Source organism: Thalassospira sp. MCCC 1A02898, assembly GCF_001618185.1.
In the GTDB taxonomy this organism is placed as follows: domain Bacteria; phylum Pseudomonadota; class Alphaproteobacteria; order Rhodospirillales; family Thalassospiraceae; genus Thalassospira; species Thalassospira tepidiphila.
This window is the reverse complement of sequence record NZ_LPXK01000013.1, coordinates 357633-375508: the sequence shown is the minus strand read 5'-3', so window position 1 is coordinate 375508 and position 17876 is coordinate 357633. Positions and strand designations below refer to the sequence as shown.

Genomic DNA, 17876 nt, shown 5'->3' with positions numbered 1-17876 from the left:
AGGTTTGTTTTAATATCGCACTGCCGAAATTGATCGAAATCGAAATATGCAGGGCGAAACAGGCAGACCGATATGCGCAGATCATCTTGAGAGAGAAAAAACAGAAAGACGCAGCGCACCTATTACACGTGAGTGTCGCAATGCTTCTATCCACGGGGTTCGGGAACCGTCATGCTCGACAGGTTCCAGTTGATTTCCGCATACAAAAATCACCAAAAGCGAAAACGCTGAACAAACAATGACAAATCAGGGGGTATAGGGTTTGGCCGACGGTGCATCAAATGAAGCGTTCGTTGAGTTTGAACGTGTACAGAAAAGTTATGACGGCGAGACACTCGTCGTTAAAGATCTCAACCTAACAATGCCTAAAGGCGAGTTCCTGACGATGCTTGGTCCGTCAGGGTCTGGCAAGACGACCTGTCTTATGATGCTTGCCGGCTTCGAAACCGCGACCCACGGCGATATCCGCCTTGGTGGCGTTTCGATTAACGATATCCCGCCGCACAAGCGTGGTATCGGCATGGTCTTCCAGAACTACGCGCTCTTCCCGCATATGACCATTGCCGAAAATCTGGCTTTCCCGCTTGAGGTCCGCAAATTGGGCAAAGCGGAACAGGAAGAGAAGGTCAAACGCGCACTCGATATGGTCGAAATGGGAAGCTTCGGTGGCCGTCGTCCGGCACAGCTTTCCGGCGGCCAGCAACAACGTGTCGCGTTGGCCCGTGCGCTGGTTTTCGAACCTGAACTGGTTCTGATGGATGAGCCGCTCGGTGCGCTTGATAAACAGCTTCGCGAAAAGATGCAGTTTGAAATCACGCATCTGGCCCATCAACTTGGCATTACCACGGTTTACGTCACCCACGACCAGACCGAGGCATTGACCATGTCCGACCGCGTCGCCGTGTTCGACGATGGTCGCATTCAGCAGCTTGCACCGCCAGATAAACTGTACGAACAGCCCGAAAACAGCTTTGTCGCGCAGTTCATTGGCGAAAATAACACGCTCGAAGGCGTCATCAAGGAAATCAAGGGCAACACCTGTGTTGTCCAGCTTGATGGTGGCGAAATCATTGATGCCGTTCCGGTCAATGTCAGCCAGGTGGGTGAACGTACCCGCGTTTCGATCCGTCCTGAACGTGTTGAATACAACCGTGATCGCCTGCATGCAGATGCGCATACGCTCAAAGCCGAGGTTCTGGAATTCATCTATATGGGTGACATCTTCCGTACTCGCCTGCGTGTGGCCGGCAATGATGAGTTTATCATCAAGACGAGGAATGCACCGGACCAGGTGCGTCTGAAGCCGGGTCAGGAAATCGAGATTGGCTGGCTTGCAGAAGATTGCCGCGCGCTTGACGCGTCGTAACTTTTAGTCAGGCAGATACAGGACCGGTACGCCCGGGTGCTGGTCCTCAACGAATTGTCCGGGAAACAATCAGGGAGTCTATTAATGCAACTCATTAAAACCCTTACTGCATCAACAGCTTTGCTCGTTGTTGCAAGTGGTTCAGCATTTGCCCAGGAGATGGCAAATGACATGACGCTGGTCAGCTGGGGTGGTGCGTACCAGAACAGTCAGGCCAAGGCTTATGCAGAGCCTTACATGGAAATGCATCCAGAGGTTTCAATCACCTGGGATGAAAGCTCGAACGAAGCCGTTGCAAAACTGCGTGCAATGAACGAAGCCAACAACGTGACCTGGGATCTGGTTGACGTGGTTGCTGCTGATGCAATGCGCCTTTGCGACGAAGGCCTCGCAATGGAAATCGACCCGAACGAAGTTCTGGCAGAAGCGCCGGATGGTACCTCGGCAGAAGATGACTTCGGTGATCTCCTCGTAAGCGACTGCTTCATTCCGCAGATCGTTTATTCTACCACATTTGGTTACCGCGAAGACATGGTTCCGGCTGGAACTCCGGCACCGACCGACGTCTGTGCACTGTTTGACACCGAAACCTATCCGGGCATGCGTTCGCTTGAAAAACGCCCGATCAACAACATGGAATGGGCGCTGCTCTGCGACGGTGTTGCCAAGGACGAAGTTTACAGCGTTCTTGAAACCCCGGAAGGTCAGCAGCGTGCTCTTGATAAGCTGGCAACCATCAAAGACAGCGTTATCTGGTGGAGTGCTGGTGCAGACACCCCGCAGCTTCTGGCTGACGGCGAAGTCTTCATGGGTTCGACCTACAACGGTCGTCTGTTCTCCGCAATCGAAGAACAGGATCAGCCGATCGCCATGCTTTGGGACGCGCAGGTCTTTGACCTTGACGGTTGGATCATTCCGGCCGGTCTTCCGGAAGAGCGTTTGAACCGCGTTCTTGACTTCGTGAAGTTCGCAACCGACACCCAGCGTCTTGCTGACCAGGCTGCTTACATCTCGTACGGTCCGGCTCGTTTCTCTTCGGCTCCGCTCGTTGGTAAGCACGCCGAACTCGGTATCGACATGGCTCCGCACATGCCGACCGATCCGGCAAATGCCAAGAACACGTTCCTCTATAACTACGAGTTCTGGGCTGACTACCGTGACGACATCGATGCCAAATTCCAGGCTTGGCTTGCTCAATAAGAGCTAAGGGTAGGGGGCCGTTCGCGGCCCCCTTTACCGACCAATTCGCTAAACAATAAATTGCCGGTCGAAACAATAGACCGAAAACACCGGGGCAGGCTTACGGGGGCGTAATGGGTGATACATCTCAAGAAGTAGTGTTAGCTGCTGATGGCAGACCGCTAAAACAAAGTCTACGAAGGGCATTGATGCGTCAGAAGATGCGCGCGCTCATGCTGGTTGCGCCACTTTTGATCTTTGTGGTCGTGACTTTTATCGTACCGATTCTCTCGATGCTTTTCCGGTCGGTTGAAAACGACATTGTACCGAATACGCTTCCGGGAACCGTGATTGCGCTTTCCCAGTGGGATGGATCAAGCGGGGAACCGCCGCACGAAAACGTATACCGCAATCTTTACATTGATTTATTCAAGGCAGAAGAAGCTAAACAGCATACCCGCCTTGGTTCGCGCCTGAACTACGAGCAATCCGGATTGTCATCCTTGTTCCGGACCACGGGGCGGTCGCTTGATGACATCGGTGAACTTTGGCAGGATCCGCTTGAAGACATTGATCCGAACTTCGAAGAAGGTTCTTTCTGGTTCGAAATGATGTCGGGCACAGGCGGCGAAGATTTCCTTGAAACCCGCCGTGAACTGATGGCGCTGATGTCTGATGAAGACATGAGCGGTGATGTCGGCTTTGTGCCGTCAGAAGAAATCATTCAGCTGCTGCCCTGGACCGCGCGCGCCTATACCGACTTTGCCCTTTGGGCCGCGATCCGCGATGGCGACACTGTTGCCGAGGAAGATCCGTGGGAGTCCGTTTATGGCGCCCTTGGTATGGACCTGACCAATCCGGATACGGTTTCGGCGATCAACAGCTATAACGGTGCGGGCGCAAGCGCCTTGCAGGCGGCTGCCGCCAATATTGATCAGCTGCCACAATTCGGTTTCCGCGAAGCTTTCACCGAAGAAGACAAAGATTGGGGCTCAGCTGATATCTGGGCAACCATCAAGCTCTATTCGCCAAGCATGACGCCGGGCTACTTCCTGAATTCCGTCGATATGACGCTGACGCCCGACGGCATCGTGATGAAGCCCGAAAATCAGCAGATTTATACGACACTGTTCATGCGCACACTGATCATGGCGCTGATCATTACCGCAAGCTGCATTGTTCTTGGCTATCCGGTGGCCTGGTTGCTTGCCAATCTGCCAATGCGTACGGCAAGTATCCTGATGATTTTGGTTCTGCTGCCGTTCTGGACGTCGCTTTTGGTGCGAACGTCGGCCTGGAAGGTTTTGTTACAGCAGCAAGGGGTGATCAACGAAATCCTTGTCTGGCTTGGCTTCGTTAACGATGCGGATCGCCTTGTTCTGATGAATAACGCAACAGGTACGGTCATTGCGATGACCCACATCCTGCTGCCGTTCATGATTCTGCCGCTGTATTCGGTGATGAAAACCATTCCGCCCAGCTATCAACGTGCGGCCAAGTCACTAGGTGCGACGAACTGGACGGCCTTCTGGCGTGTCTATTTCCCGCAGTCGGTTCCGGGTATTGGCGCTGGTTCGATCCTCGTGTTCATTCTTGCGATCGGTTACTACATCACGCCGGAAATCGTTGGTGGTACGGATGGTGTCTTCATCTCCAACCGAATTGCCTATCACATTTCAAGTTCGCTCAACTGGGGCCTTGCGGCCGCACTCGGGTCCATCCTTCTCGTCGTCGTTCTTGGCCTTTACTGGTGCTACGACAAGATTGTGGGCATCGATAACGTGAAGTTGGGGGGCTAAGAACATGAATGAAGTAATCTCATACGTAAGACGGCCCGAACTGATGACCTTCACGATGCCACTTGTGGCCTTGTTGGGCGCAATGTTCGGCTTCATTACCGGCAACATCTTTGGCAGCCCGTGGGTCGGGTTCGTCATCGGTGCTGTGGTCGGTGCGGCACTGGCCTTTGTGTTCTCGAAAATCATCAAGGTGAAAAGCAAACAGAAAACGTTGGCAACCGGCGTGCTTTTCGGCGGTGTAGGCATGATTTTCGGTGGGCTTGGCGGCCTGTTTGGTGGCTTCCTTGTCGGTATTTCGATGGGCTGGTTTGCCAATTGGGTCGGGAGCGGTCGGTATCGTGCCGGTGTGCCGATCTATTACACGCCGGGTCAGGTTCTTTGGCACAATGCATTCCTGTTCATCTGTGCGTTTGTGTTCTTCTTCCTGATCGCACCGCTTCTGCCGGTGATCTGGCTCAGCTTCAATGCCGAGAACTTCTTTACCTTCACGCCAGAAATGCTGAGCTTCAAGGCAGAGGGCTATAGCCTCAAGCACTATCGCGATTTCCTTGGTACCGACGAATGGATGGTGCCGCTCAAGAACTCCTTGATCATTGCGCCGATTGCGACGCTGATTTCAGTATCCCTTGGGACCCTTGCCGCAATTGGTCTTAGTCAGTCGCATGTGCCTGGCCGTCAGGCGATGATGGCGGTACTCATTTCACCGATGATCGTGCCGCTGATCATTTCGGCGACCGGCATGTTCTTCTTCTATGCGCCGCTGGGCAACTGGCTTGAGCTTAATCTTGGGCTTAATCAGGCATTCGTTGGCTATGTAAAGGTGATCCTGGCCCACGCTGTTCTGGGTATCCCGTTTGTCATCATCACGGTTACCGCGACGTTGGTTGGCTTTGACAAGTCACTGACCCGTGCGGCGGCAAACATGGGGGCAAACCCGGTTACCACCTTCTTCAAGGTTCAGATGCCTCTGATCCTGCCGGGTGTGATTTCGGGCGGCCTGTTTGCCTTTATCACCTCGTTTGATGAAGTGGTTGTGGTCCTGTTTGTCGGTTCTGCCCGTCAGCAAACCCTGCCATGGCAGATGTATACCGGCCTGCGCGAACAGATTTCGCCGACCATTCTGGCAGCCGCGACGATCCTTGTATCTGTCTCGATCCTGCTGCTTCTGACCGTCGAACTGCTGCGTCGTCGTTCCGAACGTCTGCGTGGCATGAGCCCGGGCTAAGCCGATTTGGCATTCTGTCGCGTAACACGGGGCAGGCCATAAACACGAAACAGGCCGGCAACATTCTTGTTGTCGGCCTGTTTGTTTTCGTATGCCCGACCCGATCTGGGTAGGTGATATTTTCGCGCGCGAGAGTTTTATCTGCCAGACAGCGCGACAACAGGCATTCTTCGTTGCTTCGAACCCTTGCGGCAGGGGCGGCAGGGTGCTAGTTTCCGCGCTGTAATTCACGTTCTGGCAGATATCTCTCTGCCGGGTTTTTTGTCATTCCTTAAGAGAGACTTTCATCCATGTCGTCTTTGGATAAGGAAACAGTTCGCCGTATTGCCTATCTTTCACGTATCAACGTGTCCGAAGAAGGCCTTTCCGAACTGGCGGGAGATTTGACCCGTATCCTCGATTTTGTCGAGGAACTGCAAGAAGTCGATGTCGAAGGCTGCGAGCCGCTGACATCTGTTGCCGATCTGACCCTGCCGCTGCGCAAGGACGAAGTCACCGATGGCAATATCCAGCAAAAAGTGCTGTCAAACGCACCGATGACCGATGCTGGCTGTTTTGTTGTGCCCAAGGTGGTTGAATAATGACTGATCTGACAAAGCTGACACTTGCAGAAGCCCGCGACGGGCTTGCAAAGGGTGATTATACCTCGGTCGAACTGACCGAAGCACACCTGAAATCGATGGACGCACATCGCAATCTGAATGCGTACATCACCGAAACCCCGGAAAAGGCCATGGAAATGGCCAAGGCATCCGATGCCAAGCGCGCCAAGGGCAGTGCTGGTAAAATGGAAGGCCTGCCGATTGCCGTCAAAGACCTGTTCTGCACCGAAGGTGTCCAGACCACGGCGGCATCGCACATTCTTGAAGGTTTCAAACCGGAATATGAATCCACTGTCACCAGCAACCTGTTTGGCAATGGTGCGGTGATGCTGGGCAAGGCGAACCTTGATGAGTTCGCTATGGGGTCCTCGAACACCTCGTCCTATTACGGCAACGTGATCAACCCGTGGAAAGACAAATCCGGCAAGGATCTGGTTCCGGGTGGCTCATCTGGTGGTTCGGCGGCTGCTGTTGCTGCCAACATGGCGCTGGCAGCCACCGGTACCGATACTGGTGGCTCGATCCGTCAGCCGGCATCCTATTGCGGTATTGTTGGTCTGAAGCCGACCTATGGTCGTTGCTCGCGCTGGGGCATTGTTGCCTTCGCAAGTTCGCTTGACCAGGCGGGTCCGATGACCAAAACCGTGCGCGACGCGGCAATCATGCTGGGTTCGATGGCGGGTCATGACGCCAAGGACAGCACGTCTGCACCGATTGCCGTGCCTGATTTCGAGGCGGCCCTGACCGGTGACATCCGTGGCATGAAGATCGGTATTCCGAAGGAATATCGTGTTGATGGCATGCCCGAAGAAATCAGCAAGCTTTGGGATAACGGCGTTGCGATGTTGCGCGACGCTGGTGCCGAAGTTGTCGATGTGACCCTGCCGCACACCAAGTATGCGCTGGGCACCTATTACATCGTCGCCCCGGCAGAGGCATCGTCGAACCTTGCACGTTATGACGGCCTTCGTTACGGCCAGCGTGTCATGGATGACTGCGACAGCCTTGATGACATGTACATGAAGTCCCGTGCAGCCGGTTTCGGCAAGGAAGTCCAGCGTCGTATCATGATCGGTACCTATGTGCTGTCGGCTGGTTACTATGACGCCTATTACAACAAGGCGCTTAAAGTCCGCCGTCGTATCTATCAGGACTTCGAAGGTGCGTTTGGTCAGGTCGATGCGATCCTGACCCCGACCGCACCGTCTGCGGCCTTTGCGATTGGTGAAAACGAAGGCGATCCGGTCAAGATGTATCTCAATGACGTCTTCACCGTTCCGGCAAGCCTTGCGGGTCTTCCGGGCATTTCGGTGCCGACCGGTCTTTCGGCCGAAGGATTGCCGCTGGGTCTTCAGCTGATTGGCAAACCGTTTGATGAAGAAACCGTTCTGCGTGTTGGTGGCGTGCTCGAAAGTGCTGCCAACTTTACCGCAAAACCTGCCGGGCAGGAGGGCTGATCCATGAGCTATATTCTTGAAGGTTCTACCGGCCCGTGGGAAATCGTTGTCGGTCTTGAAGTCCACTGCCAGGTCATTTCCAAGTCCAAGCTGTTTTCAGGTGCTTCGACCAAGTTCGGCAACGAACCCAACAGCAACGTCAGCCTCGTTGATGCGGCCATGCCGGGCATGCTTCCGGTCGTGAACGCAGAATGCGTGCGTCAGGCGGTTAAAACCGGTCTGGGTCTTAAGGCCAAGATCAACAAGGAAAGTGTTTTTGCCCGCAAAAACTATTTCTATGCCGATCTGCCGCAGGGTTACCAGATTTCGCAGTTCGACAAACCGATTGTCGGCGAAGGCACGATTATTCTGGATATGCCCGATGGTTCGACCAAGTCGGTTGGCATTGAGCGCCTGCATCTTGAACAGGATGCCGGGAAATCGATGCACGATCAGGACCCGAAATATTCGCATATCGACCTGAACCGTTCGGGTGTGGCGTTGATGGAAATCGTTTCTATGCCAGACATCCGTTCACCGGAAGAGGCCGGCGCATACCTGACCAAGCTGCGCGCGATTGTGCGTTACCTTGGCACATGTGATGGCAACATGAACGAAGGCTCCATGCGTTGTGATGCCAACGTTTCGGTACGTCGCCCGGGCGAAGGTTTTGGTACGCGTTGCGAGATCAAGAACGTCAACTCCATCCGTTTCGTGATGCAGGCGATTGAGATCGAAGCAAAACGCCAGATTGAAGTGATCGAAGGTGGCGGGGAAATCCAGCAGGAAACCCGCCTCTATGATCAACGACTGGGCGAAACCCGTTCCATGCGTTCCAAGGAAATGGCACATGATTATCGCTATTTCCCCGACCCGGATTTGCTCCCGCTGGTATTCGACGACGCGTTCATTTCGGAAATTGAAAAAGAACTGCCGGAACTGCCAGACGAGAAAAAGGCCCGCTTCATGCGTGAAAACGGTCTGTCGGCATATGATGCCGGCGTTCTTGTCGCCGAAAAGGAAAAGGCTGATTACTACGAAGTTGTTGCCAAGGGCCGTGATGGCAAACTGGCGGCGAACTGGGTGATCACCAACCTGTTCGGTGCGCTGAACAAGGCAGAAGTCGGTATCGCCGATAGCCCGGTAACGGCCGAAAACCTTGGCAAGCTGATCGATCTGATCTCTGACGACACCATTTCTGGCCGTATCGCCAAGGATGTCTTTGAAATCATGATCGAAACCGGCGGCGATCCGGAAAAGATCGTCGAGGAAAAAGGTCTTAAGCAGATCACCGATACCGGCGCGATTGAAACGGCAATTGACGAAGTCATTGCCGCGAACCCGGACAAGGTAGAAGAGATTCGTGCTGGTAAAGACAAGATGCTTGGCTGGTTTGTCGGTCAGGTCATGAAATCCACGGGTGGCAAGGCCAACCCGGGCATGGTCAACAAGCTGCTGCGCGATAAAATCCTCGGCTGATTGTAATCATCAGACCAAAGAAAAAGCCGCCCGTTTGGGCGGCTTTTTTTGTATGACTAATTGGCCTGGTTTTGAATTTCGCTTGGAATAGCAGCCGTTAAGTGTCGAAGCGCGGTTTCAAGTAAGGACCGGCTGGGCGGATGGCGCACGATATCATCAACGTCAAAGTTCTTGCCGTTCAGCGGGATCGTTGTACACGCGTCAGTGACGATGCGTGCATCCATGGTGCGAATGGTTTCAATCAATGCCGCCTGTGCGATTGTTGCCCGGCCGGACGCATTCAGGCAGGCGACCGGCTTTTGCATGAATTCGCCACTGGCCACCACCCAATCAAGGGCATTCTTGATCGCGCCGGTGACACCATGGGCATATTCGGGACTGGCGACCAGGACTGCATCCGCGCGGCGAAGTGCATCTCGAAACGCCGCAACATTGCGATCATCGGTATCTTCATTGTCCGGATTAAAGATCGGAAGGTGGCCCAAGCCATCAAATAGATGAACGGTTGCGCCATGGGGGCCTGCAACCTTTTGTGCCGCTTGAAGGAGCGTTCTGTTGACCGATGCTTGGCGAAGGCTTCCGCACAGGGCAGTGATATGAAAAGTCATTTGGTGCCGCTCTCTGTTTGTGCCGATGGTTGCACAAACGAATGGGCAGGGTAAAGAAAAGCCGCCAGTATATTTTCAATACTGGCGGCTCTGACGTTCGGGTGGGGGACGCGAACGCGGGTGTATGATCCTAGTGGGCTTCCGATGCCGGATAGCCGGCATCGGTGATCGCCGCGATCAGCGCATTGACGTCGGGGTTTCCGGAAACAGCGACTTCGCCATTTGCCAAATCAACCTCGGCACCTTCAACGCCGCTGACCTTGGTTGCGGCCTTGGTCACGGCACTTGCGCAGTGACCGCAGCTCATTTTTTCGACCTTCAGTTTCACCATCAGATTTCTCCATATGATCGGTGTCTATGAACGCAATATGGAGGTTCCAGTAGATGGAAGGTCAAGCAGTTTTATGCAGACAAAAGTTTGATGACTTCATCGGCCGTTGCATCACTTGATGCCGGGTTCTGACCGGTGACAAGTTTGCCATCAACAACCGCATAGGAAGCCCAGTTATCGCCGCGCTCAAACGTTGCGCCATGCTTCTTGAATTCGTCCTCAATCGACAGCGGCACGACGTTTTCAAGGCCGACGGCCTTTTCTTCATCATTGGTGAAGCTGGTAACACGTTTGCCCGAAACGAGCGGTTTGCCATCTGGCGTCTTGGCTTTGACCAAGGCGGCCGGGCCATGGCAGACGGCAGCAACCGGTTTGTTCTGGGCAACGAACGCCTCGATCAGGGCAATGGATTTCTGATCAGTTGCCAGATCCCAGAGCGGACCGTGCCCACCCGGATAGAACAGGGCGTCAAAATCATCGGCTCTCAAACCGTCAAGGGTGACGGTGTTGGCGAAAGCCGCGTTTGCCGCGTCGTCCTTTTCAAACCGTGCGGTCGCATCGGTCAGGGCGTCGGGCACTTGGCTGTTGGGATCAAGGGGTGGTTTGCCGCCTTTTGGGGATGCCAGTGTGATATCTGCCCCGGCATCCTTGAAGCGATAGTAAGGGGCTGCAAACTCTTCGAGCCAGATACCGGTCTTGTGTCCGGTGTCACCCATCTGATCATGCGACGTAACAATCATCAAAATACGCATCAGTTCCTCCATGCGTGGAATTCATTTGCACTCATCTTAACTGGCTGACAGAATTTGCAAAAGATTGATGAAGTGAACACATTGTCAAATTTAATGAGCATATAGAATGTCGGCACTTGATGAAGTTCGGGCGATGATGATCTTTGCCCGCGTTGTTGACGAAGGCGGGTTTTCTGCGGCTGCGCGGAAGATGGGGCTCAGCCGTGCTGCCATTTCCCATCAAATTCGCCAGCTTGAGACCCGCCTCGGCGTGCCTTTGTTGCGCAGAAGCACACGCAGTTTCAGTCTAACCGATGCGGGTGCACGCTACTACGACAGTTGCCGCACCATTTCCCTCGAAGCCGAAGCTGCGCGAAAACGCGTCGAAGAACTGCGTGACGATCCGGTGGGCAAAATATCGCTGACCTGTTCGGTTCATCTTGGCACACTTCGAATTGTGCCGATCCTTGACCGGTTTAGGCAAACATATCCGGGTGTGTCGATCGATGTGCATCTCAGTGACGAAGTTGTTGATCTGATTGGTCGCGGCATTGATATTGCCGTGCGTTCAGGGCCGTTGAAGAATTCGGAACTCAAGAATTTCAAACTTTATCAGACCCACAGGATCATCGCAGCCAGCAAGCCCTATGTCAGCAAGTTCGGATTGCCCGAGAGCCCGGATGATTTATCCGAACATGAATGGGTAATGTATAGCCGTGTTCCTGAGACGCTGACGCTTCAATGTGCCGAGGGTACCCAAAATATCCGCGTGTCGGGCAGTGTTCGGGTGGATAACGCGACTGCCAGATTGCAGTTTCTGCGGGGTGGTCACGGATTGGCGGTTGTTCCGTTATGTGATGTTCAGCAGGAAATTAATGACGGTGACTTGATCCGGGTTTTGCCTGATTGCAAGCTGCCGGATCTTGAGATCTATGCAGTTTATCCGGGCGGTGTGACCCGAAGTGCAAAGGTTCAGTCGCTTCTGGATTACATGCGGCGTGAAATGCGTGAAATCGATATTTCCCGCAATGGCCAAGTTCAAGGCGACAGCCATATTGATCATTCTTGATTGTTGGGCTATTCCCCTGTGACGAATTTTCGGGGGACACGCATGGCCAATCTGTTTTTCTATTACTCGTCCATGAATGCGGGGAAATCGACCACCTTGCTTCAGGCGAGTTTCAATTACCGTGAACGCGGCATGGAAACGTTGCTGATGACAGTGGCGTTTGATAACCGCTTTGGCGAAGGCAAGATTGCGTCGCGTATTGGTCTTGAAGCACCAGCACTGCTGTTTGATGCCAATACCGATATGACGGCCCTGATCCTCGAGCAGGTCGCAAAGGGAAAAGTCGATTGTGTCCTGATTGACGAGGCACAGTTCCTGTCTAAAGAACAGGTCTGGCAACTTTCGGATATCGCCGACATCCATGGCATTCCTGTGTTGTGCTATGGCATCCGTACCGATTTCCAGGGGCAGCTGTTTGAAGGTTCCAAATGGCTGCTGGCGTGGGCGGACAAGCTTAATGAGCTCAAAACCATCTGCCATTGCGGCCGTAAAGCCGGCATGGTTTTGCGGGTTGATGAAGACGGCAAACCTGTTCGCGAAGGTGCACAGGTTGAAATCGGTGGGAATGACCGTTATGTCCCGGTTTGTCGTCGGCATTTCAAGGAAGCAATGGACGAGTAGGGCGCACTAGACTTGGCGTCCTAGTTCCCGATGAGCGCCCGTATTTCCGGTGCCAGCAGGCTATAGGCCACCAGCCACATAACACCACAGGTTACGCCATCAATGATCTTCCAGGTGATTGGGCGCGCGACATAGGGTGCAAGCCATGCAGCCCCCAGTGCAATGGCAAAGAACCAGACAAAACTGGCACTCATGGCGCCCAAGGCAAAGCCAAGTCTTTCGTCCGCTGGATATTGCCCGCCAATACCACCCAGCATGACAACCGTATCAAGATAGACATGCGGGTTCAAAAGCGTGACCGCGAGGGTGGTCGTAAGAACCGCTTTCCAGCCGGTTTTCGAGATCGCCTTTTCCGTCAATGTTTCGGTTTCAAACAACCGCCGCAGAGCACCCAATCCATACCAGATCAGGAATAAACCGCCGCCCCAGGCCGCAACCTTTGTGAGGAGCGGGTAGGCGGCAATCAGCGTTCCAAGCCCTGCGACGCCCGCCGCAATCAAAACGGCATCACACAAGGCACAGACGAAGGCCACCATCAGCGGATGATTGCGCCGCAATCCCTGACCGAGAACAAAGGCGTTCTGCGCGCCAATCGCAATGATCAGCCCGCCGCCAAGGCCAAATCCCGTGGCATAGGTTAAAAGCATTCGTGGCATTCCTTCTACTGTGCTCCGCCGTTGATAGCACCTTTGTGGATTAAGAAAATCGAATTATACTAAACACGGATTAGAAAAATTGATGGTTGGTCATGCTCGATTACAAATTGGTTGAGGCCTGTGCGGAGGTTATCCGTTTCGGAAGCTTTGAGAAGGCGGCGCGAGCACTGGGACTGACCCAGTCTGCGATATCCCAGCGGGTCAAGCTGATGGAGGAGCGACTTGGTCAGCCAGTGTTGGTGCGCGCCAAGCCGATTGTCCCGACCGTGGCAGGCCAAAGGTTGCTTGCGCATTATCAGAGTATCCGACTGCTTGAACAGGATCTGGGGGCGGAACTGCCCGAGGTGCGCGCCGAGGGCGAATTCGGTCAGGTAACGCTTGCGGTTAATGCCGACAGTCTGGCGACCTGGTTTGTTGATGTGCCCAAGCTTCTGTTTGAGAAACTTGGCGTTCTGGTGCATTTGGTCGTCGATGATGAATCGCTTAATCATCACTCCTTGCAGGAAGGAAACGTGCTGGGTGCGGTCAGTTTGCGCGATACACCCATTCAGGGTTGTCGGGTACGGCCGCTGGGCTCCATGCGTTACTTTATGGTGGTTTCACCAGAATTTCAGGAACGCTATTTCAAGGATGGCGTAACTGCGGATGCCTTGCGCGCTTGTCCGGCGGTGAATTTTTCCGAACATGATGAACTGCAAAATCAGTTCCTTCATCAATACTTCGAACTAAACCCCGGGGAATTCCCTGCCCACACTGTTCCAAGTTCACAGGGTTTCGTGACCCTTGCCGAACAGGGTGTGGCCTACGCCGTCGTTGAACAGCATCAGGCGGAAGAGGGGCTTCGCACCGGAAAGCTGGTTCGGCCGTGTCCGTTTGAAATTGATCGTCCACTATATTGGCATCACAAAACCATCAACAGTCGGCTTCTTGATCGGGTCAACGACATCGTCCTGTCTGAGGCGCGCCGTCATCTGCCGGAAATTCCGCAGTAAAATCATGCCTCTCTGAACATTGTTTTGTCTTATTTGCCAAGGACATTCACCGCTGCCAAGTGCCCCGATTTGACTTGCATGCAAAAGTGTCGCTTACTTTGATGTGCGAACCAGTCCGTATAACGGATTGTAAAAACAGGAAAACAATGTCTCATCGACTGATCGCCTGTGAAAATTGCGACTATCTCCATGTCGAGGAAGAAATCCCGACGGGCAGTGTCGCATATTGCGTTCGATGTGGATCGCCGTTGTACCGCGCGGCACAGGTGCGCTTTGACAAACCGTTGGCACTGGCTGTCACGGCCTTTCTGTTGTTCTTGATTGCCAACAGCTACCCGGTCTTGACCTTTGCCATGGAAGGCCGGGTTGAGACCAACACACTAAGCAGTGGCGTGCTGACGTTCTGGCGCGAGGGGTTTCCGTTTTTGGCCATTATGGTCGCCGTCACATCTGTGTTGGCACCGCTGGTCCTGATTATGGCGCACATCTATGTATTGCTGCCGATTACCATGAACCGACAAGTGCCCGGTATGCAGCAGGTCTGGCGCATTCTGGCGATCATCCGGCCCTGGTCGATGCTCGATGTCTTCCTGATAGGGTTGTTGGTGGCTTTGACCAAGCTAACGGATTTTGCTGATGTCATTGCCGGTCCTGCGTTTTTTGCGATTTGCTGCCTGATTCCGACGGTTCTTCTGATGAATATCACGCTTGATCCACGCTACGTTTGGCGGCAGTTGGCACCGGCAAACCTGCGTTATCCGACATCTGAAGATATTGGCAACCAACAAGGTTCAGATCAGCAAGACAGAACACTTCTGACCTGTCACACATGCTCCATGGTTGTTTTGGGCGGCGGGCGCGAAAATGTGCGCTGTCCGCGCTGTGGTGCGATGGTGCATCACCGAAAGCCACGCAGCCTGTCGCGTTCTTGGGCTTTGTTGCTGGCTGCAGTCATTTTGTACGTGCCGGCAAATGTCTTTCCGATCATGACCGTGACGTATCTTGGCCGGGCAGAGGCGGACACAATACTTTCCGGGGTCAGCGCGCTGGTCCGGGCCGGGGAGTGGCCAATTGCCATCGTTGTCTTTACCGCAAGCATTCTGGTGCCAATCATCAAAATCCTGCTGTTGGGGTGGGTTTATATTGCGACCGCCTTGGGGTTGTCTGGTCCACTCAAGGAGCGCACATTGATTTATCGTATCACGGAGCTGATCGGGCGATGGTCGATGGTTGATGTGTTTATGGTATCAATCCTTGCCGCACTGGTAAAACTTGGAAATATCGCAACAGTTCAACCCGGGTTCGGGGCTGTGGCATTCTGTGGGGTGGTTATTTTGACAATGCTGTCGGCCATGGCCTTTGATCCGCGTTTGATTTGGGATCGCGCCGGCATGCAAACGGTCAAACGACCAAGATTGGCAAATGTGAAGACAGATCATGACCGTGTTGAAAATCAGGGGATCCCGTCATGAGTGACGCGAAAAGTTCAGAACCGGATCAACAGCCGGAAAAGCCCGACATCCGAACAGGCTGGGGCCGTTTTTCAATTATCTGGTTGGTGCCGCTGGTGGCCTTGATCGTCGGTGGTTGGCTGTTGTGGCGTGATATCGTCTCAAAAGGTCCTGAAATCACCGTTACGTTTGAAGCGGCCGAAGGTCTGTCTGCCGGTAAGACAGCCGTGCGTTATCGCGATGTCGATGTCGGTCAGGTAACAGCCATAAATCTTGCCGACGATATGGAACATGTTGTTCTGACGATCCGGATGAACGCAGATTTCAGCGATTACCTGACAGATAAAACGCGGTTCTGGGTTGTGCGTCCACGCGTGAGTGCGCGCGGTATTACCGGCTTGGAAACGATTGTTTCCGGGGCCTACATTGAAGTGATACCAGACAAGTCGGGTGAAAAGGCACGCCAATTTGTTGGTGAGGAAGAGCCGCAATTTATACCTGATGAAGAAAACGGCACGCGGTTTGTCCTGACCGCAGAAGAACTTGGTTCCCTGGGCGAGGGGACACCGGTCCTGCTGCGCGGGATCGAGGTCGGAGAGGTGCTTGATACCGAACTGGATGCCAATGCGGATGGTGTTTCAATCCCCATATTTATCCGCAAACCTTTCGATGCCCTTGTTAAACGCCAATCCAGATTTTGGGATTCAAGCGGGATTGCCCTTGATCTGAATGCCGAAGGCTTTTCTGTACGCGCGCAGTCTGTTCGTTCTGTTTTGGCGGGCGGGATCAACTTTTATACGCCACCCGCAAATGAAAACGATGAAATGGCGACCGCAGATACGGTATTCCGACTGCATGAAAGCCTTGAGAAAGCCGAGTTGCTTGCCGAGGGATACAGCCAGCGCTACATGCTTTATTTCGATTCCTCGGTTCGCGGGCTTTCGCGCGGTGCACCTGTGGAATTCAACGGTATCCGTGTCGGGACAGTCGAAAGTGTCGATCTGGAATATGTCGTTACACAGCACGCCTTCCGTGTGCCGGTTGAAGTTACACTTGAACCCGAACGGGTAAGCATCGTCGGTGGGCGCCTGGGGGATGTTGACCCGCAGGAAACCATTGAAACCCTGATTGATAATGGCCTGCGTGCCCGCCTCAAGACAGGAAGTTTCATTACAGGCCAGTTGTTTGTTGATCTGTCTATGCATCCGGTTTCGCCGGCGCGCTATCTTGGCAATCAAGAGGGCAATTTGCCGGAACTTCCGACATTGCCGCAAAAGCTGGACGAAATTGCCAATTCGCTAACCAGTCTTCTTGAAAAGGTCGAAACCTTCCCGATCGAAGAAATCGGAATTCGCCTGCTTGGGACCGTGGAGGGCATGGAAAATATCGTCACGTCGCCAGCATTGAATAACGGGATGATCAGCCTGCAACAGGCCGCAGCGGGCATAAACACGCTTGTTACCAACTTGGATGCGAGTGTATTGCCCGCAACCCAGACCGCACTGGATGCAGCACGCGAGGCACTTGGCGGTGTTCGCGATGTCACGGCGCCAACATCACCTGTGCGATACAATCTTGAACAAGCCCTGAAAGAACTCGGTGCAACGGCGCGTTCCCTGCGTGAACTGACCGATTTCCTCGAACAGAACCCGAGTGCCCTTATCCTTGGCAAGAGCGGCCCGGAGGAGAATAAATGATGCGACAGACAGTCCGAAAAATGATCTCCAGATGGGTGTTGCTGCTGGTCGCACCACTTTTGGCCGCCTGCGCGTCACCATCGGTTCCTGACCAATATTATTTGCTGTCACCAATGGTACAGCCGGTGTCGCCAGCCCCCGGTGAAACGACGGTCATTGGTGTTGGGCCGGTGACAATTCCGAGCTATCTCGACCGATCGACGATCGTCACGCGTAGTGCCGCCAATCGGCCGGAGGTCAATTCCGGATACCGCTGGGCCGAACCGCTGGGCGAGAACATCAATCGTGTTCTTATGGATAACCTCGACAGGACTGGGGTTGCAGCGCGGCTGGAAGTGTTTCCGTGGAACTCACGGGATATGGTGGAATGGCAGGTGGTTGTCGATATCGACCGTTTTGAACGGCAGGCCGATGGCAATGTTAACCTTACAGCCCGCTGGAAGCTTGTGCATTTCCAAAGTGGGGAAATCGTTACAGCAGCCAAGTATGACAAGGTCAGCACACCTGTCGATCAAACACTCGATAACACCGTTATCGCCATGAGCAGTCTACTGGCCGATTTGACGGCCGAAATTGCGGCGCGGATACCGTGATTCGTCGCAAAAGGACGGTTCACGGCCAAATACGCAGTTTG

General features: G+C 53.8%; 17 protein-coding genes. 13 read left to right on the top strand and 4 right to left on the bottom strand.

The features are described 5' to 3' along the window. Positions 1–262: 262 nt before the first annotated feature. The 7 genes from AUQ41_RS18455 (at position 263) to gatB (ending at position 9086) form a co-directional block, all read left to right on the top strand. A complete protein-coding gene (locus tag AUQ41_RS18455; RefSeq protein ID WP_008890777.1) occupies positions 263–1366 on the top strand; it encodes an ABC transporter ATP-binding protein in 1104 nt (367 codons plus the stop codon). Between the two features lie 84 nt (positions 1367–1450). Next, entirely contained in the window at positions 1451–2566 is a 1116-nt protein-coding gene (locus AUQ41_RS18450) for an extracellular solute-binding protein (RefSeq protein WP_063089778.1), read from the top strand. Between the two features lie 188 nt (positions 2567–2754). Then, positions 2755–4344, top strand: coding sequence for an ABC transporter permease (locus tag AUQ41_RS18445; RefSeq protein WP_198155653.1), 1590 nt, complete (start codon positions 2755–2757; stop codon positions 4342–4344). A gap of 4 nt (positions 4345–4348) precedes the next feature. After that, complete coding sequence (locus AUQ41_RS18440; protein WP_040823753.1) at positions 4349–5569, top strand: ABC transporter permease; 1221 nt, start codon at positions 4349–4351, stop codon at positions 5567–5569. A 290-nt stretch (positions 5570–5859) separates the two neighbouring features. Continuing rightward, on the top strand, positions 5860–6150 hold the full coding sequence (gene gatC, locus AUQ41_RS18435; protein WP_008890773.1) for an Asp-tRNA(Asn)/Glu-tRNA(Gln) amidotransferase subunit GatC: 291 nt from the start codon (positions 5860–5862) through the stop codon (positions 6148–6150). Further along, positions 6150–7628, top strand: coding sequence for an Asp-tRNA(Asn)/Glu-tRNA(Gln) amidotransferase subunit GatA (gatA, locus tag AUQ41_RS18430; protein WP_063089772.1), 1479 nt, complete (start codon positions 6150–6152; stop codon positions 7626–7628). Before gatC ends, gatA begins: the two co-directional genes overlap by 1 nt. Before the next feature lie 3 nt (positions 7629–7631). Then, positions 7632–9086: an Asp-tRNA(Asn)/Glu-tRNA(Gln) amidotransferase subunit GatB gene (gatB, locus tag AUQ41_RS18425; RefSeq protein ID WP_008890771.1), complete on the top strand. Its 1455-nt coding sequence runs from the start codon at positions 7632–7634 to the stop codon at positions 9084–9086. Between the two features lie 56 nt (positions 9087–9142). Here gatB and AUQ41_RS18420 read toward each other — a convergent pair whose 3' ends face one another. The 3 genes from AUQ41_RS18420 to AUQ41_RS18410 form a co-directional block, all read right to left on the bottom strand. After that, complete coding sequence (locus AUQ41_RS18420; RefSeq protein WP_063089770.1) at positions 9143–9694, bottom strand: NADPH-dependent FMN reductase; 552 nt, start codon at positions 9692–9694, stop codon at positions 9143–9145. A gap of 130 nt (positions 9695–9824) precedes the next feature. Further along, positions 9825–10025, bottom strand: a complete 201-nt coding sequence (locus AUQ41_RS18415) for a heavy-metal-associated domain-containing protein (protein WP_063089767.1) — start codon at positions 10023–10025, stop codon at positions 9825–9827. A 71-nt stretch (positions 10026–10096) separates the two neighbouring features. Beyond that, positions 10097–10777 carry a type 1 glutamine amidotransferase domain-containing protein gene (locus tag AUQ41_RS18410; RefSeq protein ID WP_063090137.1) on the bottom strand — a complete coding sequence of 227 codons (681 nt, stop codon included), beginning with the start codon at positions 10775–10777 and terminating at the stop codon, positions 10097–10099. 106 nt (positions 10778–10883) lie between these two features. On the opposite strand from AUQ41_RS18410, the gene AUQ41_RS18405 reads away from it, so the two are divergent. Together AUQ41_RS18405 and AUQ41_RS18400 are read left to right on the top strand one after the other, a co-directional pair. Further along, the gene (locus AUQ41_RS18405; protein WP_063089764.1) at positions 10884–11825 is read left to right on the top strand and encodes a LysR family transcriptional regulator; all 942 of its coding nucleotides are present in this window, start codon (positions 10884–10886) and stop codon (positions 11823–11825) included. 42 nt (positions 11826–11867) lie between these two features. Continuing rightward, the gene (locus AUQ41_RS18400) at positions 11868–12446 is read left to right on the top strand and encodes a thymidine kinase (RefSeq protein ID WP_063089761.1); all 579 of its coding nucleotides are present in this window, start codon (positions 11868–11870) and stop codon (positions 12444–12446) included. A 20-nt stretch (positions 12447–12466) separates the two neighbouring features. Here the strand turns inward: AUQ41_RS18400 and AUQ41_RS18395 are convergent, their stop codons facing one another. Further along, entirely contained in the window at positions 12467–13093 is a 627-nt protein-coding gene (locus tag AUQ41_RS18395) for a LysE/ArgO family amino acid transporter (protein WP_063089758.1), read from the bottom strand. 101 nt (positions 13094–13194) lie between these two features. Between AUQ41_RS18395 and AUQ41_RS18390 the strand changes: the two genes are divergently transcribed. From AUQ41_RS18390 to AUQ41_RS18375, 4 genes are all read left to right on the top strand, one after another. Continuing rightward, positions 13195–14094, top strand: a complete 900-nt coding sequence (locus tag AUQ41_RS18390; RefSeq protein ID WP_063089756.1) for a LysR family transcriptional regulator ArgP — start codon at positions 13195–13197, stop codon at positions 14092–14094. Positions 14095–14240: 146 nt separating this feature from the next. Further along, on the top strand, positions 14241–15566 hold the full coding sequence (locus AUQ41_RS18385) for a paraquat-inducible protein A (protein ID WP_063089754.1): 1326 nt from the start codon (positions 14241–14243) through the stop codon (positions 15564–15566). Continuing rightward, positions 15563–17242: an intermembrane transport protein PqiB gene (locus tag AUQ41_RS18380; protein WP_063089751.1), complete on the top strand. Its 1680-nt coding sequence runs from the start codon at positions 15563–15565 to the stop codon at positions 17240–17242. Before AUQ41_RS18385 ends, AUQ41_RS18380 begins: the two co-directional genes overlap by 4 nt. Continuing rightward, the gene (locus AUQ41_RS18375; protein ID WP_063089748.1) at positions 17239–17835 is read left to right on the top strand and encodes a membrane integrity-associated transporter subunit PqiC; all 597 of its coding nucleotides are present in this window, start codon (positions 17239–17241) and stop codon (positions 17833–17835) included. The genes AUQ41_RS18380 and AUQ41_RS18375 overlap by 4 nt, the downstream gene beginning before the upstream one ends. The last annotated feature ends 41 nt before the right edge of the window (positions 17836–17876 follow it).